Here is an 18,327-nt window from a genome sequence, read left to right on the forward strand (position 1 = left end):
CTGGATTTTTCAAGTTCCTTGGCAAAGTCCACCAGGATCGTTGACACCGCGTAACGGCCCGAGTAGCGTCACTGATCACCGAGTTGATAATACGTATTATCAGCGAGGGCTTCAGTAGCCTCCGGAGGAGTTCCCCGTGCCAAGGATCACGCAGCGTGACATCGCTCGCCTCGCCGGCGTAAGCCAGGCGGTGGTCTCGCTCGTGCTGAACAACAGGACCGACGCGACGACCCGCATCGCTCCCGAGACCAGACAGCGCGTCCTCGACGTGATCCGCGAGACCGGGTACGCGGCCGACCCCGTGGCCCGCCGCATGGTGCGTCAGCTCAACCAGATCATCGGCGTGTTCACCTACGAATCGGTGTTCCCGAGCACCAGCGCCGACTTCTACTACCCGTTCCTGCGCGGCATCGAGGAGTGTGCCGAGCAGCTCGGGCGCGACCTGCTGCTGTTCACCAGCGCTCCGGTCACCGACGGGCGGCGCAAGGTGTTCCACGAGAACAACCGGCTGCGGATCGCCGACGGCTGCATCCTGCTCGGCCGGGACATACCGCACGACGAGCTGGCCCGGCTGAACCGCGAGAACTACCCGTTCGTGGCGGTCGGCCGACGCGACGACGCGGGTGGTCCGGTGCCCTGCGTGGGGGCGGACTACGCCGCCGCCACCCAGCAGCTGGTCGAGCGGGCCCGGGAGCTCGGGCACCGGGAGTTCGCCTACGTCGGAGCGGGCGAGGGCGCGGAGTCCGCCGACGACCGGATGAACGGGTTCCGTGCGGGCACCCGAGGGAGCGGCCGGCACGAGCGGACAGCCGGCCGATCCGCGGGGGAGACCCTGGACGCGCTGCTCGCCGCCGGGGTGACCGTCGCCGTCGTCGAGGGCTACGCCGACGGGGTCGCGCTGATCCGGGCGGCCCGCGAGCGAGGCGTCGACGTGCCCGGTGACCTGTCGGTCGTGGTGACCGGCGTACCGGCCGAGTCGGCGGACGCCGGCATCGCGAGCACCGGCTTCCGCATTCCGCGCCGGGAGATGGGCTGGCAGTCGGTGGAACTCCTCGCCGCCTTACTGGAAGACGAGTCGGCCACCACGCTCCAGCGGCTTCTGCCGTGCCACTTCGTCGAGGGGCGGACCCTCGGCGAACCGAGAAAGGACCGTTTTGACTGAGATACGCAGCGACGTGCTGGTGGTCGGCGGAGGGCTGGGCGGCGTCGCCGCGGCGCTCGCCGCCGCCCGCGCCGGCCGGACCGTGGTGCTGACCGAGGAGTTCGACTGGATCGGCGGGCAGCTCACCAGCCAGGCAGTGCCGCCGGACGAGCATTCCTGGGTGGAGCAGTTCGGCGTCACGGCCGGCTACCGGGCCCTGCGCGACGGCATTCGCGACTACTACCGCCGGCACTACCCGCTCACCGAACGGGCCAGGGCGCGCCTCGAACTGAACCCCGGCGGGGGCTGGGTGAGCAAGCTCTGCCACGAACCGCGGGTCGCGGTGGCGGTCATCGAGGCGATGCTCGCGCCCTACCGCGCCGCCGGGCGGCTCACCGTCCTCCAGCCCTACCGGCCGACCGCCGCCGACACCGACGGCGACCGGGTGACCGCGGTGACCCTGACGCACCGCGACACCGGCGAGAAAGTCCACGCCACCGCCTCCTACGTACTGGACGCCACCGAGACCGGCGACCTGCTGCCGCTCACCGGCACCGAGTACGTCACCGGCTTCGAGTCCGCCGCCGACACCGGCGAGCCGAGCGCCCCGCAGGTCGCGCAGCCGCTGAACATGCAGGCCGTATCGGTGTGCTTCGCGATGGACCACGTCGACGGCGACCACACCATCGACAAGCCCGCGGAGTACGACTTCTGGCGGTCCTATCAGCCCGAGGTGTGGGGCGGACCGCTGTTGTCCTGGCAGTACCCGCACCCCAGGACGCTGGAGCGGGTCGGGCACGATTTCAGCCCCAACCCCAGCGACGACCCGCTGGCGGTCAACGCCGACCAGCGCGTCAACCCCGGCAACGCCAATCTGTGGACGTTCCGCCGGATCGCCGCCCGACGCACCTTCACCGACGGCGCATACCCCAGCGACATCACCCTGGTCAACTGGCCGATGATCGACTACCTCGAAGGCCCGGTCCTCGACGTCCCCGACGCCGCCGACCACCTGCGCCGGGCCAGGGAGCTGAGCTTCGCCTTCCTGTACTGGATGCAGACCGAGGCGCCCCGCCCGGACGGCGGCACCGGATTCCCGGGGCTGCGGCTGCGCGGCGACATCACCGGCGGCACCGACGGCCTGGCCCAGGCCCCGTACATCCGCGAGGCGCGCCGGATCAAGGCCGACTACACCGTCGTCGAGCAGGACCTCTCGCTCGCCGTCCGCGGGGAGCGGGGCGCCGTGCGGTACCCGGACTCCGTCGGCCTGGGCATGTACCGGATCGACCTGCACCCCTCGACGGGCGGCGACACCTACATCGACGTCGGCTGCAGCCCGTTCGAGATCCCGCTGGGCGCGCTCCTCCCGCAGAGGGTCGAGAACCTCCTGCCCGCCGGCAAGAACATCGGCACCACCCACATCACCAACGGCGCCTACCGGGTCCACCCGGTCGAGTGGAACATCGGGGAGGCCGCCGGCGCGCTCGCCGCCTTCTGCCTCGCCCACGGCACCCGCCCCCGCGCGGTCCGGGAGAACCCCGAACTCCTCTCGGCCTTCCAGGACCAGCTCACCGCGGCCGGCGTCGAACTGCGCTGGCCCGACATCACGGGCTACTAGGCCTCCACGCACACCGAGGGAGAACACCATGTCGATACGTAGAGGGCTGGCCACGGCCGCCGCCGCGATGTCCGCCACGCTGGTCCTGGCCGCGTGCGGTGGAGAGGGCTCGGGGGGCGACAAGGGTCCGGTGAGCCTGCGGATGACGGTCTGGACGTCCAACAAGCCGCACCTGACGCTCTTCAACGAGATCGCCGCCGAGTACATGAAGGCCCACCCCGAGATCAAGGAGATCAAGTTCGACCCGCTGCCGTTCGACAGCTACAGCACGGCGCTCACCACCCAGATGACCGGCGGCAACGCCCCCGACCTGGCGTGGGTCTTCGAGACGGACGCGGTCGACTTCGTCAGCTCCGGGGCCCTGGTGCCGCTCGACGACACCCTGAAGCAGACCAGCGGCTACCAGTACGAGGACCTGATCCCGAGCACCACCAAGCTCTGGAAGCGCGACGACAAGCTGTACGCGTACCCGTTCTCCACCTCGCCGTTCGGTGTCTTCGTCAACCGCGACCTGCTGAAGCAGGCCGGCCAGAAGACCCCGGACGAGCTCATCAAGGCGGGCACGTGGGACTGGACGACCGTGCTCGCCGAGGGCGCCGAGGTGCACCGCTCCACCGGCAAGGCCGGCATCGTGATCCGGGACTTCGAGTACAAGGAGTGGAGCAACGCGGCCACCTTCTGGGGCGGCTGGAAGGCCGAGCCCTGGAGCGCCGACGGCAAGACCTGCACCTTCAACAGCCAGCCGATGGTCGACGCGATGACCACCCTGCACAAGGGGATCTTCGAGGACAAGGCGATGCCGGGCCCCGGAGAGTCCGCCGACTTCTTCACCGGCGACGCGGCGATGACCATCTCCCAGATCAGCCGGGCGGCGCTGCTGGACGGGGCCAAGTTCGAGTGGGACCTGGTGCCGCTGCCTGCCGGACCGGCCGGCGACTACTCGGTGATCGGCCAGGCCGGCATCGGCGTGGTCAAGCGGGGCGGCCACACCAAGGAGGCCAAGGACTTCCTCGCCTACTTCACCAACCCGGAGAACTCCGCCAGGCTCGCCGCCTACTTCCCGCCGCCCCGGGAGTCCCAGCTCACCGCGGAGAACCTGGCCAAGACCAACCCGCTGCTGAAGAACGAGCAGCTCGAAAGCGTGGTCGTCAACGGCGTCAAGAAGGGTGTGGTCAAGCCGGGCCACGCCGGCCAGGCCGAACTCGCCCAGCGGGTCCGCGCCGGACTGGACCCGCTGTGGACGCCGAACGCCGACGTCAAGGGCGTTCTCGGCGACCTGTGCAAGAACATCTCCCCGCTGCTGGAGAAGTGACCATGTCCGTCTCCCCGCGAACAGCGGTGGCGGACCCGCCCAAGGGCGGGTCCGCTCCCGCGGGGCAGCCGCCGCGACGTCCGTTCTGGACCCGGCGCCGACGTGACCAGCTCGCCGGTTTCGCGTTCATCACGCCCCAACTCCTCGGCAGCGCCGTCTTCGTGCTGCTGCCCATCGCCCTGGTCTTCCGGTACAGCCTGTACGAGTGGAACGTGCTGGCCGGCGACTTCACCTACACGGGCGGCGACAACTACACCCAACTGCTGGACGACGCCAACCTGCCCGAGGTACTGAAGTCCACGGCCCTGTTCTCGGTCGGCCTGGTGGTGCTCAACCTCTCCCTGGCCCTCCTGCTCGCCGTCCTGCTCAACCAGAAGCTGCGCGGAATGACGGTGTTCCGCACGCTGTTCTTCTCGCCCGTCGTGGTGTCGCTGGTCGCCTGGACCATCGTCTGGGGCTTCCTGCTCCAGAACAACGGCGGCATCAACGGCCTGCTGCACACCGTCGGCATCGACGGACCCAACTGGCTGCGCGGCGAGGGCACCGCCATGCTCTCGGTCATCGTCGTGCAGGTGTTCAAGAACGTCGGTCTGAACATGGTGCTGTTCCTGGCCGCCCTCCAGGGCGTGCCCAAGGAGCTGTACGAGGCGGCCCGGGTCGACGGGGCCGGCGCGTGGGTCCGGTTCCGGTCCATCACCCTGCCGCTGATCAGCCCGACGATCCTGCTGACGTCGGTGATCACCATCGTGGGTTCGCTCCAGGTGTTCGCGCAGATCGCGGTGCTCACCCAGGGTGGCCCGAAGCTGTCCACCACCGTGCTCGTCTACTACCTCTACCAGCAGGCCTTCCAGTTCCATCACTTCGGCTACGGCGCGACCCTGTCCATCCTGCTGCTGCTGATCGTGCTGGCGCTCACCGTGCTGCAGTGGCAGATGCGCAAGAGGTGGGTCTTCTATGAATCGTAAAATCCCGCTGCGCACCCGGGTCGCCCTGTACGGCCTGCTCTGCGTGCTCGCGATCCCCTTCGTCTTCCCGACCTGGTGGATGGTGACGTCGTCGTTCAAGCCGATCGCCGACATCTTCTCCTACCCGCCGAAGCTCTTCCCGACCAACCCGACGGTCTCGGCCTACAAGGACGTCTTCGACGGGCGCCCGTTCGTCCAGCAGTACGTCAACAGCCTCTACATCGCCGCGCTGGTGACGGCGGGGACGATGATCGTGTCCTCGCTCGCCGGGTACGCCTTCGCCCGCATCAGGTTCCGCGGCCAGAACGCGCTGTTCCTGGTGGTGCTGGTGGGCCTGCTCATCCCGAGCGAGGTCACCATCGTCCCGCTCTTCCAGATGTTCAACGACCTCGGCCTGACCAACACCCACTGGCCGCTGATCCTGGTGCCGATCTTCGGCGCGCCGAGCGTCATGGCCACGTTCATCATGCGGCAGTTCTTCATCAGCCTGCCCAACGAACTGGAGGAGGCCGCCCGGATCGACGGCATCGGCTACTTCGGCACGTTCTGGCGGATCGCCCTGCCGCTCGCCAAGCCGGCGCTCGGCGCCGTCGCGATCTTCACTTTCCTGCAGAGCTGGAACCTCTACCTGGAACCGGTGGTGTACCTCTCCTCGCCGGAGATGTTCACCCTGCCGCAGGCGCTCACCCAGTACGTGGACTCCTACGGCGGGGCCATGTGGAACGTCCAGCTCGCCGCGGCGTCGCTGACCGCGGTCCCGGTGCTGATCGTGTTCGTCATCGCCCAGAAGCAGTTCATCGAGGGCCTCGCCCATACGGGGCTGAAGTGAACGCCACACTCGGCATCGACATCGGCGGCACCAAGACGCTGGCCGCCCTCGTCGGACCCGACGGCGCCGTGCTCGACCGGGCGCGGGCCGAGACTCCGGCCGCGCAGGGCCCGGACGCGGTGCTGCGGACCGCCGCCGGCCTGGCCCGGCGCCTCGGCGGCGCCGGTCCGGTCGGCGTCGGCGCCGCGGGTCTCATCGACCCGGCCACCGGCGTCGTCCGGTACGCCACCGACTCCCTGCCCGGCTGGGCCGGGACACCGGTGGCCGATGAGCTGGCCCGGCGCATCGGCCGGCCCGTGGTGGTGGACAACGACGTCAACGCCGCCGCCCTCGGCGAGAGCTGGGCCGGGGCCGCCCGAGGCCACGCACATGTGCTGCTGGTCGCGGTCGGCACCGGCCTCGGCGGCGGCCTGGTCCGCGGCGGCGCCGTCGACCACGGGGCGCGCGGCGGCGCCGGAGAGGTGGCCCATCTTCCGGCGCCGGACGCCGACAAGCTGACCTGCGGCTGCGGGCGCACCGGACACCTGGAGGGCGTGGCCTCCGGCACCGGCCTGGCCCGCGCCTATCGGCTGCGCACCGGGGTGGACGTCACCGGCCGTGAGGTCGCCGCCCGCTGCGCCGCCGGCGACGCGGCCGCCGTGGAGGTCCTCGCCACGGCCGGCCACGCCCTCGGCCGGGCCCTCGCGGGTCTGGTGGCGCTGCTCGATCCGCAGACGGTGGTGGTGGCCGGAGGCGCCGGCGGAGCGCTGCTGCCGTACGCCCGGAGCGCGTATGCCGCCGAGCGGCTGCCGGTCCACGCCGACGTGACGCTGGTCCCGGCCGCGCTCGGTGACGCAGCGGTCGCCGTCGGCGCGGCCCGGGCGGCGATGACCCGGCGGGCCAGGTGCCTGCCGTCCGGTCCGGGGCCTGCCGGTGGTGGGCAGGCCGGTCCCGGTCCTGCCGAACCCGGCAGCCCGCCGCGGTCGGTCACCTTCCCGCGTACCACCGAAACGGAGCCCCAGTGAACGTTCTCGACACCCTCCGCGGCGGCCTGGTGGTCTCCTGCCAGCCGCTGCCGGACGAACCCGCCGACCCGATGCGCGACGCATCCGTGCAGGCAAGGGTCGCCGCCGCCGCGGTCCTCGGCGGCGCGGTCGGCATCCGCGCCAATGCCCCCGAGGACATCGCCGCCGTGCGGGCGGCGGTGGACGTGCCGGTCATCGGCCTGTGGAAGGACGGCCCCGGGCCGGTCGTGATCACGCCGACCAGCAGGCACGCCCGAGCGGTCGCACAGGCCGGGGCGCACCTGGTCGCCATCGACGCCACCGACCGTTCGCGGCCCGAGCCGTTCGCCGCCGTCGTCGCCGCCGCACACGCCGCCGGCGCCCTCGTCCTGGCGGACGTGTCCACCGAGGCGGAGGGACAGGCCGCGGCCGACGCGGGCGCCGACGCCGTCGCCACCACGCTCTCCGGCTACACCTCACACACCCCGAAGACCCCGGGGCCCGACCTCGGCCTGCTGGAACGCCTGGTCACGCGGCTGTCCGTTCCGGTGATCGCCGAAGGCCGCTACCGCACGGCGGACGACCTGCGACGCGCCTACGCCGCAGGGGCGCACGCCGTGGTGGTGGGCAACGCCATCACCTCACCCCTGTACCTGACCAGGGAGCTGGCCCGGTCAGTACCCGCTCACGCCGACGCGAACGGAGTGCACCCCTGATGAGAAGACGCACGGTCCTTACCGCCGGAGCCGCCGTCCTGGCCGCCCCGCTGCTGGGCCTCACCCCGCAGGCGGCCACCGCGGCCTCACGTCCGAGCCGCCGGATCGCCCTCGTCCCTCTCGACGACCGGCCCGTCAACGTCTACTGCCCGACCATGACCGCCGCCGTCGCCGGCGTCGACCTCGTACTGCCGCCGCGCAAGACCCTCGGCCGCTTCTTCCAGCCCGGGGACGGCGCGGCCGTCGCCCGCTGGCTGGGCTCGGTCGGCACCGACGAGTACGTGATCTCGGTGAGCATGCTCGCCTACGGCGGTCTGATCGCCTCCCGCACGGGCGCGCCCACTCTTGAGTCGGCGCGGGCCAACATCGCGGCGATCCGGGCACTGCGGGCGGCCCGGCCGAGCGCGCAGATCGTGGTCCACGACACCATCCAGCGCCTCGCGTTGACCCCCGGCAACCCCGACCTCGAACAGTACGTGGCCGCGCTGGTCGAGTGGGCCAAGCTGTACGACCAGGTGGAGAACCTCGGCCGGGAGGAGCTGCGGCCCCGGCTCACGGCGGTGCGGGCCACCATCCCGGACGCGGTGGTCGACGACTACCTGAAGGCGCGGGCCCGCAACCACGAGGTCAACCGGCAGATGGTCGAGTGGGTCGCCGACGGCACCATCAGCCATCTGGTGCTCTCCGAGGACGACACCGCTCCGGTGGGCCTGGCCCGGGCCGAACGCGTCGAGCTCGAAGCGCTGGTCGAGCGGTTGGGGGTCGGCCGGCGGGTCGAGGTCTTCCCCGGCGCGGACGAGGTCGACGCGCTGCTGGTCGCCCGGCTGATCGCCGCGGGCACCTCGCCCACCTACCGGGTGGAGTACGCCGGGATCTCCGGCGAGCAGTGGACGGCGGAACTCGAGGGCATCCCGTTCGCGGAGAACATCCGCCGGCACGTGAAGTCCGTCGGCGGCACCGTCGTCGACGGCCGTGCCGACCTGGTGCTCATGGTCAACACCCCTTCGGCGAACAAGGACCAGCGGGCGGCCGACCTCGCCGCGTTCGCCCGTCGGGTCGCCGGGCTGACGGCGGCCGGGGAGTCGGTCGTCGTGGTGGACCCGGTCTTCGTCAACCGCGCCGACCACGACCTGGTGGCCGGGCTGGAACAGCGCGTCGACCTGGCCGCGCTGCTGTCGTACTCCGGCTGGAACACCGGCGGCAACGCCCTCGGCCTGGCCCTGGCCCATGGCACCGCCCGCTGGGCCTTCCTGAAGCGTTCGACCAGCGGCATGGGGGTACCGGCGCTGACCGACCCGGGCCGGGCGCACGCGGAGTACCTGCTCTACCGGTTCGTCAAGGACGACCACTGGAAGAACGTCCTCCAGAAGGCCGCCTACGCGGAGGCCAGGTCCAAGGGGTGGAACCCGTTGAACCTGACGGCCAAGCAGAAGGCCCTCTTCGACAACTGGGTCCGGGACCGCCTCGCCCCGGCGACCCGCCAGTACTTCACCGACCACTTCGCCGGCCACCACCTCGTCCTCGGCCACCGCGGCGCGACCACCCGCACCGCCAAGCTCGCCGCCGTCGGTGACATCCACATCGAACTGCCCTGGGACCGCCTCTTCGAGGTGACGCTCGAACCCCACCTCACCCTGGCCTGAGCGGAGTACGAAGGATCCGGGCTTGGGTGGCGGTACCACCGATCGGTGGAGGTGCCGTCGGGGTGATCCGACGACCGGTGATCGCTGCCGGGCATGGCTGCCGGGCATCGCCCCGGCCACCGCCCCGAGCCCTCCCGGCCCGGGGCGCCGAACGGTGCGTCCCGCCGCTCCGGACGTCCTCCGGAGCGACGGGACCGCGCCCTGCGCGCGGTCGGGCGGGCGGCCGTACGGGCATCGCCCGCCGACAACAGCCGGACGGCGGCTTCCACGCCGTCCCCGACGCCGCCGCGCGCCCGACCCGCCCCTTCACGTTCTCCTGCAGAACAAGACCGTTCCCCTGGCGCCGGCCACGCTGCCGCGCTTCCGGCGCCTCCGGGGTGTCGACCTTCGGGTGGTCACCCGGCACCCGGGTGCCCACCCGAAGGATCCGAGAGAGCCGCCCGCCGGTCAGGGGTCCCCTGCCTTGGCCATCGCTCCGACCTCAGGGGCGGGGCTCCGGCGCAGCGGTGTCCGCTGCCGGGCCGCGAGCGCGGAGTTCCCGAGCCCTAATCGGCTCGCGAGCCGACCAGGGACACCTCCCCTGGGGCCGCGCGCCAGGGCTCTCAGGGCGGCTCGAAGAAGTCCTGCGAGGGGTGCCACGAGTCCCACGACGTCCATGAGGAGGAGCTGCATCCTGAACATCGGCCTCTCCCTCGGCGTGCTCAGCCCGGTCCTGTTCACCATGCTCGTCCTCATGGCCCTGGCCTCCACCGCCATGACCGTGCCCCTGATGCGCCGACTGGCCCCTCCGCCAGAACAGCGGGCCCAGAGCCCTCACCCGGCCCGACAACCCGAGGAAACCGGCCGACCACGGTTGAAGCGCTGATGGGACGGCGTCGAACAGCGGCGAGCGGTGGGCGGTGGGTACGAGCGCAGCGGGTGGTCGGCCTGGGGAGCACCAGGTGACGGGATACTCCGCAGGTTGGCGCCGCCCGGCGGCGACCCCTACGAGCAACCGGGTGAGGCGCCGTGGAGCGGCCTCCAGGGCGATGGGAGCCTTCAGGACGCGGGGCCGAACGGGCCCTCCCCACGCCCGACCGTTTGCGCGGTTCGCGGGGACGGGAACCCTCGCCGACGACAGGCTCTCCGCCGACACCGCAGCGTAATCAGAGAGCAGGAGACACCACTGTGCGCACCCTCAGCCGCGTTGTGAAGCGTGGCGTGCCGATGATCGGCGCGCTCGCCTCCCTCCTCTGCGCGTCCGTCATCGCCTCCGACCCCGCCGAAGCCGCCGAGGCCGCCATCGGCGACGCCCTGTGCCCGCTGGGCAGCCAGGTCGTGACGTTCTCGCCCGGCATCACCAACACCCCGGCCGTCTCCACCATCACGTACAACGTGAACCTCGGCACGTGCGTGTCCCTGACGACACCGTCGCTGACGTCGGGCACGAGCTCCGGCTCCGCCAGCCTGACCTTCCAGTGCAGCGATCTCCTGTCCACCAGCACCGGATCGCAGGACATCACCTGGAACACCGGCCAGACCAGCACCTTCTCCTACACCCGCACCTTCAGCCTCGTCAACGGCAACTCCGTGACCTCGCTCAACGGCTCCATCACCAGCGGCCTGTTCAACGGCGACACCGCCAGCCTCGTCATCACCGACCGCAACCTCGACCTGCTCGCGTGCCAGAGCCCCGGCGGACTCACCCACATCGACGGCACGACCGTCTTCTACGCGGGATAGCGCCCGGAGTACCGGCGCCGTCCCGGGCCCGGAGCGACGCTTCCTCAGGACGGCCGGCGCCGGGCGGCCGCGACCTCCTGCCGCCATCCCAACGAGGTTCCGCGTACAGGCCCCACCCCGCCGCAAGCTCGCACCGGCGCGTGAGGAGAACGCCCCGACGGCTGATGTGCCCGCCGAGGACGAAGGACGCTGTCCGGGTTTCCCGAGCCGACCAGGGGGAGTGCTCGCCGGGGTCACTCGCCCAGGTCAATCGCCGGGGCGGGGAGGCAGACGCACGACACCACGCGACACCACGCGACCACCCTCGGTCCCCGCTGACGGTTCGACGCTGTGACCAGGGGGTTCTCCCGCCTTCGAGAGGAAGGTGCCCGTTGGCGCCCCGCTACCGGGCGGGGCTGTGCCGGACATCGGGCCGATGGTCCGGTCAGTACCCTCGCGAGGCCGGGAGGCGCAGTGCACAGTGGAATCCGCCCTGTTCCCCCAGGCTGAAATGGGTCCACATGTCCAGGTTCCGTCTCGCCACGGTCACCGCCGCGCTCGCCCTGCTCGCCGCCACCGGCCTTCTGACCACCGCCTCACCGGCTTCAGCCGGGGTCGCCGACCTCACGTGCGTCCCTCCCAGCAGCACCACGATCACCTACAGCCCGCCACTGACCCTCGCCCCGCAGACCGTCAACGTCAACATCAACAACCAGTACGGGCCATGTGTGTCGCCCAGTCACCCCGCGGTGACGTCGGGGTCGGCCGTCCTGAACTTCAACGCCACCCGGTCCTGCCTGGACCTGCTCGCCCCGTCGTCAGCGAGCTGGACCATCACCTGGAACACCGGCCAGACCAGCACCCTGACCGGTAACGCCGTCAACACCGTGGTGGGTGCGGCGATCGTGACCGTCTTCACCGGAAACGTCTCCTCCGGCCTGTTCGCCGGGGACAGCGTCGTCCTGAACTTCACCGCCCCGGCAGCAAGCATCCTGCTCTGCACAGCAGGGCTCGGCACGGTCCCCGGCTACTACGGCGCCACCACCCTGACCATCACCTCCCTCTGACCAGCAGCAGCCGGGCCAAGGACACGGACCGGCGGCCCGGCACAGTTTCCAGGGCCTCTGGCAGTACTCTGAGGCCGATGACGACGGCTGGGTGGCGCGTGAGGTTGAGCTCGGAGCGAGGGACGCGCGGCCAGTAGTGCGGCCTCGCTGGCGGAGGTGCTTCATCTGCGTGATCATGCCGACGCCGCGGTGATGCGCCGGTATGACCTGGGCGAGTGCGGCTGAGCTGAGCCGGCTCCCGGTCAGGAAGTCGTACTCGACGGCTCGAAGGATGCCACGCGCGATGAATTCACGGCACCGGTCTGCCTGTGGAGTGCGGCGGCGAGGAGATGAACGGGTCTGATGGCGGGGAGGCCGTTCCCACAGCCGGCCCTCCCCGTTCCACGGCACCGGCTCGGCAGGCACCTCCACGGGCGGTGGGTCGGCGGTTGGGGCGCCGTGCCGCAACTCGGCGGTCCACTCCGCGACGAGGGCGGCCGCCGTCTCCCTCGTGGCCGTGGCGACCGCCGACCCGCCCAGGTGCAGCACGAAGGCGTGCGCGGTGGCGGTGCGCCGGTTCGTGATCGGCACCAGGGCGGCTGCCTTCTCCGCGTTCTCGCGGTCGAGGGACGGCAGCACCGAGGTGTGGGTGTCGGCGGTCAGGGCGATCGTGGAGTGGCCCAGGACCTCCTGGACGACCTTGAGGCCAGCTTCCGCCGCCTCCTGGCGCGCTTTCGCCATGCGGGCGCGGTGGTCGCGCAACTCCCGGAGGGTGTGGCCGTCGAGGTCGCCGCCAAGCGCTCGGCGCCGTCCGGCGAGCAGCCCCTCCGACGACCTGCTCGGCGAGCCCGGCCGCGGCCCACGCCCTCACCGCGTAGCCGCGGCAGGTTCACCACGGCCGTGGCGCCGCCCTCGCGCCTACCGGGCGGTGCCGACGGGCCGGCGGGTAATGGCGTTGATGCGGTTGAGGAAGTCGGTCAGGCTGATCCGGGGCACGAGGGGGGCCGGCTGGGGCTCGGAGAAGTGCGAGGCCGCCTCGTTCCTGGCGTCGTCCGGGACAACGGCCAGGTCGGCGAGCCGGGTCGTAGATGACGGGTGTGTTCTCCGTGTGAAGAAATGCTCCCGTGCGCTCGCGGTGCGCCGCACCGTGCGCCCGGGGTCCGGTGATCTCCTGTTCCTCGGCACCGGGCGGTTCGTCGCTTGGCATGCCCAGGTCATTCCACTTTCCCGTACGGAGGCCCCCATGAAGAAGTCGTTCACCGCAGCCGCGCTCGCGGCGCTCACCGCCACGGCCGTCGTGGCCACCGCGGCCGGCGCGGCCGTTCCCGGCACCGTCTCCGGCGACGGCGGCGACCGCGTCGCCCTCCTCAAGGGCGACGGCACCGCCCTCGTGAAGGCGGGCGAGCTCTCCGCCGCGTGGACCGTCGAGGGCGACGGCGTGAAGCAGATAGTGGTCGCGGGCAACCGCATCGGCATCCTCAAGGACAACGGGTCGGCCCTTGTGAAGGAGGGCGATCTCTCCGCCCCGTGGGCCCTTGAGGCCACCAACGTCAAGCAGCTCGCACTGTCCGGCGACCGCGTCGGCATCCTCAAGGACAACGGCACCGCCTACGTCAAGGAAGGCCCTCTCTCCGCCGCGTGGACCCAGCAGGGCGAGAGCGTCAAGGAACTCCAGCTCTCCGGCAACCGCATCGGCATCCTCAAGGGCAACGGCAACGCCCTGGTCAAGGAAGGGCCCCTCTACGCCGCGTGGACCGGGCAGGCCGACCACACACTCCACCTCTCCCTGTCCGGCAACCGCATCGGCGTGCTCAGGGGCAACGGCACCGCCCTGGTCAAGGAGGGCTCGCTGGGGGCGCAGTGGACCCTGGAGGCCGACGGCGCCGCCCAGTTGGAGCTCTCCCGCGACCGCATCGGCGTGCTGACGGACGACGGCAACGCCCTGGTCAAGGAGGGTGCGCTGGACGCCGACTGGACCCTGGAGGCCGACGACACCAACCAGATCGCTCTGTCCGGCAAGCGCATCGGGATCGTCAAGGACAACGGCGCCGCCTACGTCAAGGACGGCACCCTCTACGCCGCGTGGACCATCGTGGGCGAGAACGTCACGGAGCTCGCCCTCTCCTGACCCGGTCCCCGGGCTCGGCAACCAGCCGGGCCCGGGCCGTTCACGCGAGGCGCGGTCGACCCATGCGTTCAAGAACCAGGGCGAGTCGTACTCGAGCAAGCGCAAGAAGGCTCCGCCGAAGCACTGGAACGCCTTCAGCGTGGGGAAGAGCCTGCGCTCGCCGGCGACGGCGGGGCTGAAGCTGACCGGCCACTCCGTGAAGGCGCGCAAGATCGCCCGTGACGGGAAGGGCCTGCCGATCCGGATGGCCAAGCCACTGTTCAAGGAGGAGGAGTGGGCTGCGGTCCGGGCGGCGAGGTGAACCTCGCCAAGAACGGCAAGGTCTACGAGTGCTTCCGGTGCGCGAAGACGGCCGGCAAGCCCGCCTGCAAGGGCCAGTCGATCAAGGGCGAACGGGTCACCGCCGCGATCGCCGCTTTGGTCGACCGCTCGGCCGGCCTGGCGATGACGGTGCGCAGGTTCATCCCCGGCGAGGACCACCATCGAAGGCTGGTACCTACCCGCCGAACTCCAAGCACGAACGAACATGAGCGGCGTCTCGGCATTGGCTGCCGGCACCCCGGCGGGGGATCGGCCCGATGGCCACCGGTACCGGACGCGGAAGATCGTTCAGTCGCCGGCGCGAGGTTCGCCGAACCGGTCGCCGGCGTGGTCTCCAAGAGTGGTGACCCAGCGAGGAAGCGGAGATGTCCGGGCCGCTTCTGCACCCGGTACATCGTGGACGGGGTCGGGGCTGGAGCCGGGGAGTAGGCGGGCGGCCAGCGTCAGCAGCCTGGTCATGGTTGCGGGTGCCAGGCCGTGGACACGCGATCCGATCCACGCAGCCGGGGTGAGGACGAGTTCCGCGCGCCCGCGGTCGGCGGCGCGGACGATCGCGCGGGCGGCGCGTTCGGCGTCCATCGACAGCAGGGGCAGAGAGGCAGCGGCGGCGAACCACGAGTACTCGGCCGGGGCCCGGCCGTGGAACCGTGCCGCCGTGTGGGAGCCGGTGCGCATCAGGCCCGGGAGCACGGTGGTGACCGAGACCCCGCCGGCCGCCAGTTCTGCACGCAGCCCCTGGGAGAGTCCGGTGGCCGCGAACTTCGCCGCCACGTAGGGGAGCATGTGCGGGGCGGGGATCCGGCCTCCGACCGAAGTGATGTTCACTACCGTCCCCTTCTCGGTCCGGCGCAGGTCGGGCAGCGCGGCGGTGATCAGTCGCAGCGGTGCGAAGAGCATGGTTTCCATGGCTTGGCGGAAGTCTTCCTCGCGCAGGGCGTCGAAGGGCCCGACCTGGATGATCCCGGCGTTGTTGACGAGCAGTTCGAGGGGGCCGAAGCGTTCGTGGACGGCGGCGAGGATCTGTTGCGGCGCTTCGGGGGCTGTGATGTCACAGGTGACGGAGGCGACCGCCCCGCCGTTGGCGGCCAGGCGCCGCTCGGCCCACCGCAGCTCGTCGTGGTCGCGAGCGCAGAGCATCACCCGGCAGTCGCGTTGGACCAGTTCGCGGGCGATGAGTAGGCCGAGGCCGCGGGAGGCTCCGGTGACCAGCGTGGTGCGGGCGGCGGTGCGGGACGCGGGCCCGCTGGGCTGGGCTCGGTCGTGGCGGCTACGGGAAGGGCGTGCCATGGTGGGCCTCCACCGTTGCGGGCGGTGCGGGTCAGGGACGGAAGAGGATCTTGACGGCGCCGTCCTGTTTCTTCTGGAACATCTCGTAAGCCTGTGGGGCCTGGGAGAGAGGGAGGTGGTGGGTCGCGAAGTCGTCGACGCCGAGCGGATCGCCGTCCAGCAGCAGGGGAAGGATGTCGGGCACCCAGCGGCGGACGTTGGCCTGCCCCATCCTCAGCTGGACCTGCTTGTCGAACATGGTGAGCAGCGGCAGCGGGTCCTTCTGGCCGCCGTACACGCCGGACAGCGAGATGGTCCCGCCGCGGCGCACGACGTCGATGGCGAGGTGGAGGGCGTGGAGTCGGTCGATGCCGGCGCGTTCCATGAGGGCGGCGCCGATTCGGCTGGGAAGGAGCGTGGTTGCCTTCTGGGCGAGTTCGGCGGCGGGGGAGCCGTGGGCTTCCATACCTACGGCGTCGATGACGGCGTGCGGTCCGCGGCCGTCGGTGAGGTCGTGGATCACCTCGGGCAGTTCCTTGCGGTGGTCGGCGAGGTTCAGCACGGTGGCGCCGCGGGCCTTGGCGCGTTCGAGTCGCTCGGGTACCAGGTCGACGCCGATCACCTGGCCGGCGCCGCGATGGAGGGCGATGCGGGCGGCCATGTCGCCGATCGGCCCGAGCCCGAGGACGACCAGGCTGCCGCCCGGAGGAACGTCGGCGTACTGGACAGCCTGCCAGGCGGTGGGCAGGACATCGGAGAGGAAGACGAAGCGGTCGTCCGGGGGTCCGTCGGGCACCTTGATCGGCAGGGTGTTGCCGAAGGGGACCCTCAGCAGTTCGGCCTGGCCGCCGGGAACCTGGCCGTAGAGCTTGGTGTAGCCGAACAGCGCGGCGCCGTTGCCGTAGTCGTGGACCTGGGTGGTCTCGCACTGGGAGTGCAGGCCTTCGCCACAGGTGCGGCAGGTGCCGCAGGAGACGTTGAAGGGGATCACCACGCGGTCCCCGGGAGCGACCTCGGTGACGTCGGGCCCGGCTTCCTGGACCACGCCCATGGGTTCGTGCCCGAGGATGTCGCCTTCCTCCAGGAAGGCTCCGAGAACCTCGTAGAGGTGCAGGTCCGATCCGCACAGGCCGCTTGATGTGATCTTGACGATGACGTCCGTCGGGTCCTCGATCCTCGGGTCCGGCACCGTCTCGACGCGTACGTCCCGCTTGCCGTGCCAGGTCAGGGCCTTCATCTGTGCCACCTCGCTCAGTCGGGAGAGCGCGCTCTGTTCGGCGGTCGGAGTGACATTCGGCCGCCGCCCGCGCCACTGGGCGGCTGCCCTGTCGGGAGATTCGAAAACGAGGCCGGGTGGCCGCCTGAGCCGGCCGCCCGGCCTGGACATGTGCCCGTCGGCCGGCGGTGGGGGACGTCTTCCGGCGGGGTGACGAAGGGCCCGGGATTTCGTCAGCGGCCGCGGCAGATCCTGAACCGACCCACCCGGAGCACCCCTGCCCGGGGCCGACCCGCACCGGCGGGCGGTATCGGGCGCTCTTGAGGCGACCCGTGACGCGGTCAGGCGCCACCTGTCTCGTCGGTGATCATCCTCAGCAGGCCCGCTGTGCCTCCCGACCGGAGCGTGCGCCGCTGTCGTACGGCACCGTTGCCCTCGCGCAGCAGCCGCTCCAGTACGGGAACGATGTGCCGGCGGTCGCCCTCCGGGCCGTCGTCGATGATCGTGAGGAGCGTGGCCACCGCTTCAGTGGCAGGGACGAGTCCGCCCGTGACCGGGTCGAAGACCGTCGCCGTACCGTGCCGGGCCGCGTGCCACAGCGCCGCGGACAGGGTCTCGAACCCGAGCTCGGGTACCGGGTGGTGTCCGTGCCCGCCCGTCAGGGCACGGGCGGCCAGCGCCCGCACGACGCCGGTGAGCATCACCGCTTCGTCCGGCCGCAGTTGCACATCCATGGCCCGGACCTCGACCGTCGGGTAGTGCTCCGACAGCCGGATGTGCCAGTAGATCTGGCCGGTGTCCGGGATCAGGCCGTTGGCCACCAGGGCGTCGACCCGCTGCCGGTAGTCGGTGGCGTCCGTGAAGGAGGGTGGTGCGCCGCTGACGGGCCAGCGGCCGAACACCAGGGTGCGCCAGCTGGCGAAGCCCGTGTCCACCCCTTGCCACATGGGTGAGTTCGCTGCGAGCGCGACCAGCAACGGCAGCCACGGGCGCAGCCGGTTCAACACCACGACGCCGGTTTGCCGGTCAGGGACGCCGACGTGGACGTGCATGCCCGCGATCAGCTGCTCGTCGGTCAGGCGGGGGGCGTGCGCGTGCATCGCCCGGTAGCGGTCTGTGGGGGTGACCGGCACGGGCAGCCGCCAGTTGAACGGCGCACCGCCGCAGGCCGCCAGAAGGCAGCCTGCCTCGCGGGCCGCCGCGTCCAGACTGTGGCGCATCCGCAGGAGGTGCCCGCCGACCTCGTCCAGCGAGTGGCACACCGGGGTGGCGATCTCCAGCTGGGCCTGCAGCAGCTCACGCTGGACTTCGCCTTCGGCCAGCGCGTCGTGGAGGCCGGCTGCCCGGCGCACGGCGGCGGCGCGGGCCACCGGCAGGCCGGTCGCTGAATCGAGGAGAAGGTACTCCTCCTCGACACCCAGAGTGATCACGCTCGGGCGGGT

16 protein-coding genes are annotated in these 18,327 nt (G+C 71.2%); 12 read left to right on the forward strand and 4 right to left on the reverse strand.

The window, feature by feature from the left end; genetic code table 11:
* Window positions 1-136: 136 nt before the first annotated feature.
* From ACFZBX_RS10645 to ACFZBX_RS10700, 12 genes are all read left to right on the forward strand, one after another.
* Window positions 137-1,162, forward strand: a complete 1,026-nt coding sequence (locus ACFZBX_RS10645; RefSeq protein WP_391532916.1) for a LacI family DNA-binding transcriptional regulator — start codon at window positions 137-139, stop codon at window positions 1,160-1,162.
* 1 nt (window position 1,163) lies between these two features.
* A complete protein-coding gene (locus ACFZBX_RS10650; protein WP_391533080.1) occupies window positions 1,164-2,759 on the forward strand; it encodes an FAD-dependent oxidoreductase in 1,596 nt (531 codons plus the stop codon).
* Between the two features lie 28 nt (window positions 2,760-2,787).
* On the forward strand, window positions 2,788-4,071 hold the full coding sequence (locus ACFZBX_RS10655) for an ABC transporter substrate-binding protein (protein ID WP_391532917.1): 1,284 nt from the start codon (window positions 2,788-2,790) through the stop codon (window positions 4,069-4,071).
* Between the two features lie 2 nt (window positions 4,072-4,073).
* Window positions 4,074-5,036, forward strand: coding sequence for a carbohydrate ABC transporter permease (locus ACFZBX_RS10660; RefSeq protein WP_391532918.1), 963 nt, complete (start codon window positions 4,074-4,076; stop codon window positions 5,034-5,036).
* Window positions 5,026-5,865, forward strand: a complete 840-nt coding sequence (locus tag ACFZBX_RS10665) for a carbohydrate ABC transporter permease (protein WP_391532919.1) — start codon at window positions 5,026-5,028, stop codon at window positions 5,863-5,865. Before ACFZBX_RS10660 ends, ACFZBX_RS10665 begins: the two co-directional genes overlap by 11 nt.
* Complete coding sequence (locus ACFZBX_RS10670) at window positions 5,862-6,869, forward strand: ROK family protein (protein ID WP_391532921.1); 1,008 nt, start codon at window positions 5,862-5,864, stop codon at window positions 6,867-6,869. The genes ACFZBX_RS10665 and ACFZBX_RS10670 overlap by 4 nt, the downstream gene beginning before the upstream one ends.
* The gene (locus tag ACFZBX_RS10675; protein ID WP_391532923.1) at window positions 6,866-7,564 is read left to right on the forward strand and encodes an N-acetylmannosamine-6-phosphate 2-epimerase; all 699 of its coding nucleotides are present in this window, start codon (window positions 6,866-6,868) and stop codon (window positions 7,562-7,564) included. The genes ACFZBX_RS10670 and ACFZBX_RS10675 overlap by 4 nt, the downstream gene beginning before the upstream one ends.
* On the forward strand, window positions 7,564-9,207 hold the full coding sequence (locus ACFZBX_RS10680; RefSeq protein WP_391532925.1) for a DUF4127 family protein: 1,644 nt from the start codon (window positions 7,564-7,566) through the stop codon (window positions 9,205-9,207). The genes ACFZBX_RS10675 and ACFZBX_RS10680 overlap by 1 nt, the downstream gene beginning before the upstream one ends.
* Window positions 9,208-10,374: 1,167 nt before the next feature.
* Window positions 10,375-10,929, forward strand: coding sequence for a hypothetical protein (locus tag ACFZBX_RS10685; protein WP_391532926.1), 555 nt, complete (start codon window positions 10,375-10,377; stop codon window positions 10,927-10,929).
* Window positions 10,930-11,429: 500 nt separating this feature from the next.
* A complete protein-coding gene (locus ACFZBX_RS10690) occupies window positions 11,430-11,975 on the forward strand; it encodes a hypothetical protein (protein ID WP_391532927.1) in 546 nt (181 codons plus the stop codon).
* A gap of 1,222 nt (window positions 11,976-13,197) precedes the next feature.
* Window positions 13,198-14,082, forward strand: a complete 885-nt coding sequence (locus tag ACFZBX_RS10695) for a peptidase S1 (RefSeq protein ID WP_391532929.1) — start codon at window positions 13,198-13,200, stop codon at window positions 14,080-14,082.
* 139 nt (window positions 14,083-14,221) lie between these two features.
* Complete coding sequence (locus ACFZBX_RS10700; RefSeq protein WP_391532930.1) at window positions 14,222-14,383, forward strand: hypothetical protein; 162 nt, start codon at window positions 14,222-14,224, stop codon at window positions 14,381-14,383.
* A gap of 22 nt (window positions 14,384-14,405) precedes the next feature.
* Here the strand turns inward: ACFZBX_RS10700 and ACFZBX_RS10705 are convergent, their stop codons facing one another.
* The 4 genes from ACFZBX_RS10705 to ACFZBX_RS10720 all read right to left on the reverse strand — a co-directional run bounded on the left by ACFZBX_RS10705 (window position 14,406) and on the right by ACFZBX_RS10720 (window position 18,315).
* Window positions 14,406-14,546: a hypothetical protein gene (locus ACFZBX_RS10705; protein ID WP_391532931.1), complete on the reverse strand. Its 141-nt coding sequence runs from the start codon at window positions 14,544-14,546 to the stop codon at window positions 14,406-14,408.
* A 145-nt stretch (window positions 14,547-14,691) separates the two neighbouring features.
* Window positions 14,692-15,690, reverse strand: a complete 999-nt coding sequence (locus tag ACFZBX_RS10710) for an SDR family NAD(P)-dependent oxidoreductase (RefSeq protein WP_391532933.1) — start codon at window positions 15,688-15,690, stop codon at window positions 14,692-14,694.
* 31 nt (window positions 15,691-15,721) lie between these two features.
* Complete coding sequence (locus ACFZBX_RS10715; RefSeq protein WP_391532934.1) at window positions 15,722-16,906, reverse strand: zinc-dependent alcohol dehydrogenase; 1,185 nt, start codon at window positions 16,904-16,906, stop codon at window positions 15,722-15,724.
* A gap of 320 nt (window positions 16,907-17,226) precedes the next feature.
* Window positions 17,227-18,315, reverse strand: a complete 1,089-nt coding sequence (locus ACFZBX_RS10720; RefSeq protein ID WP_391532935.1) for a glutamate--cysteine ligase — start codon at window positions 18,313-18,315, stop codon at window positions 17,227-17,229.
* Window positions 18,316-18,327 lie beyond the last annotated feature (12 nt).

The organism is Kitasatospora sp. NPDC008115 (assembly GCF_042957205.1).
Taxonomy (GTDB): domain Bacteria; phylum Actinomycetota; class Actinomycetes; order Streptomycetales; family Streptomycetaceae; genus Kitasatospora.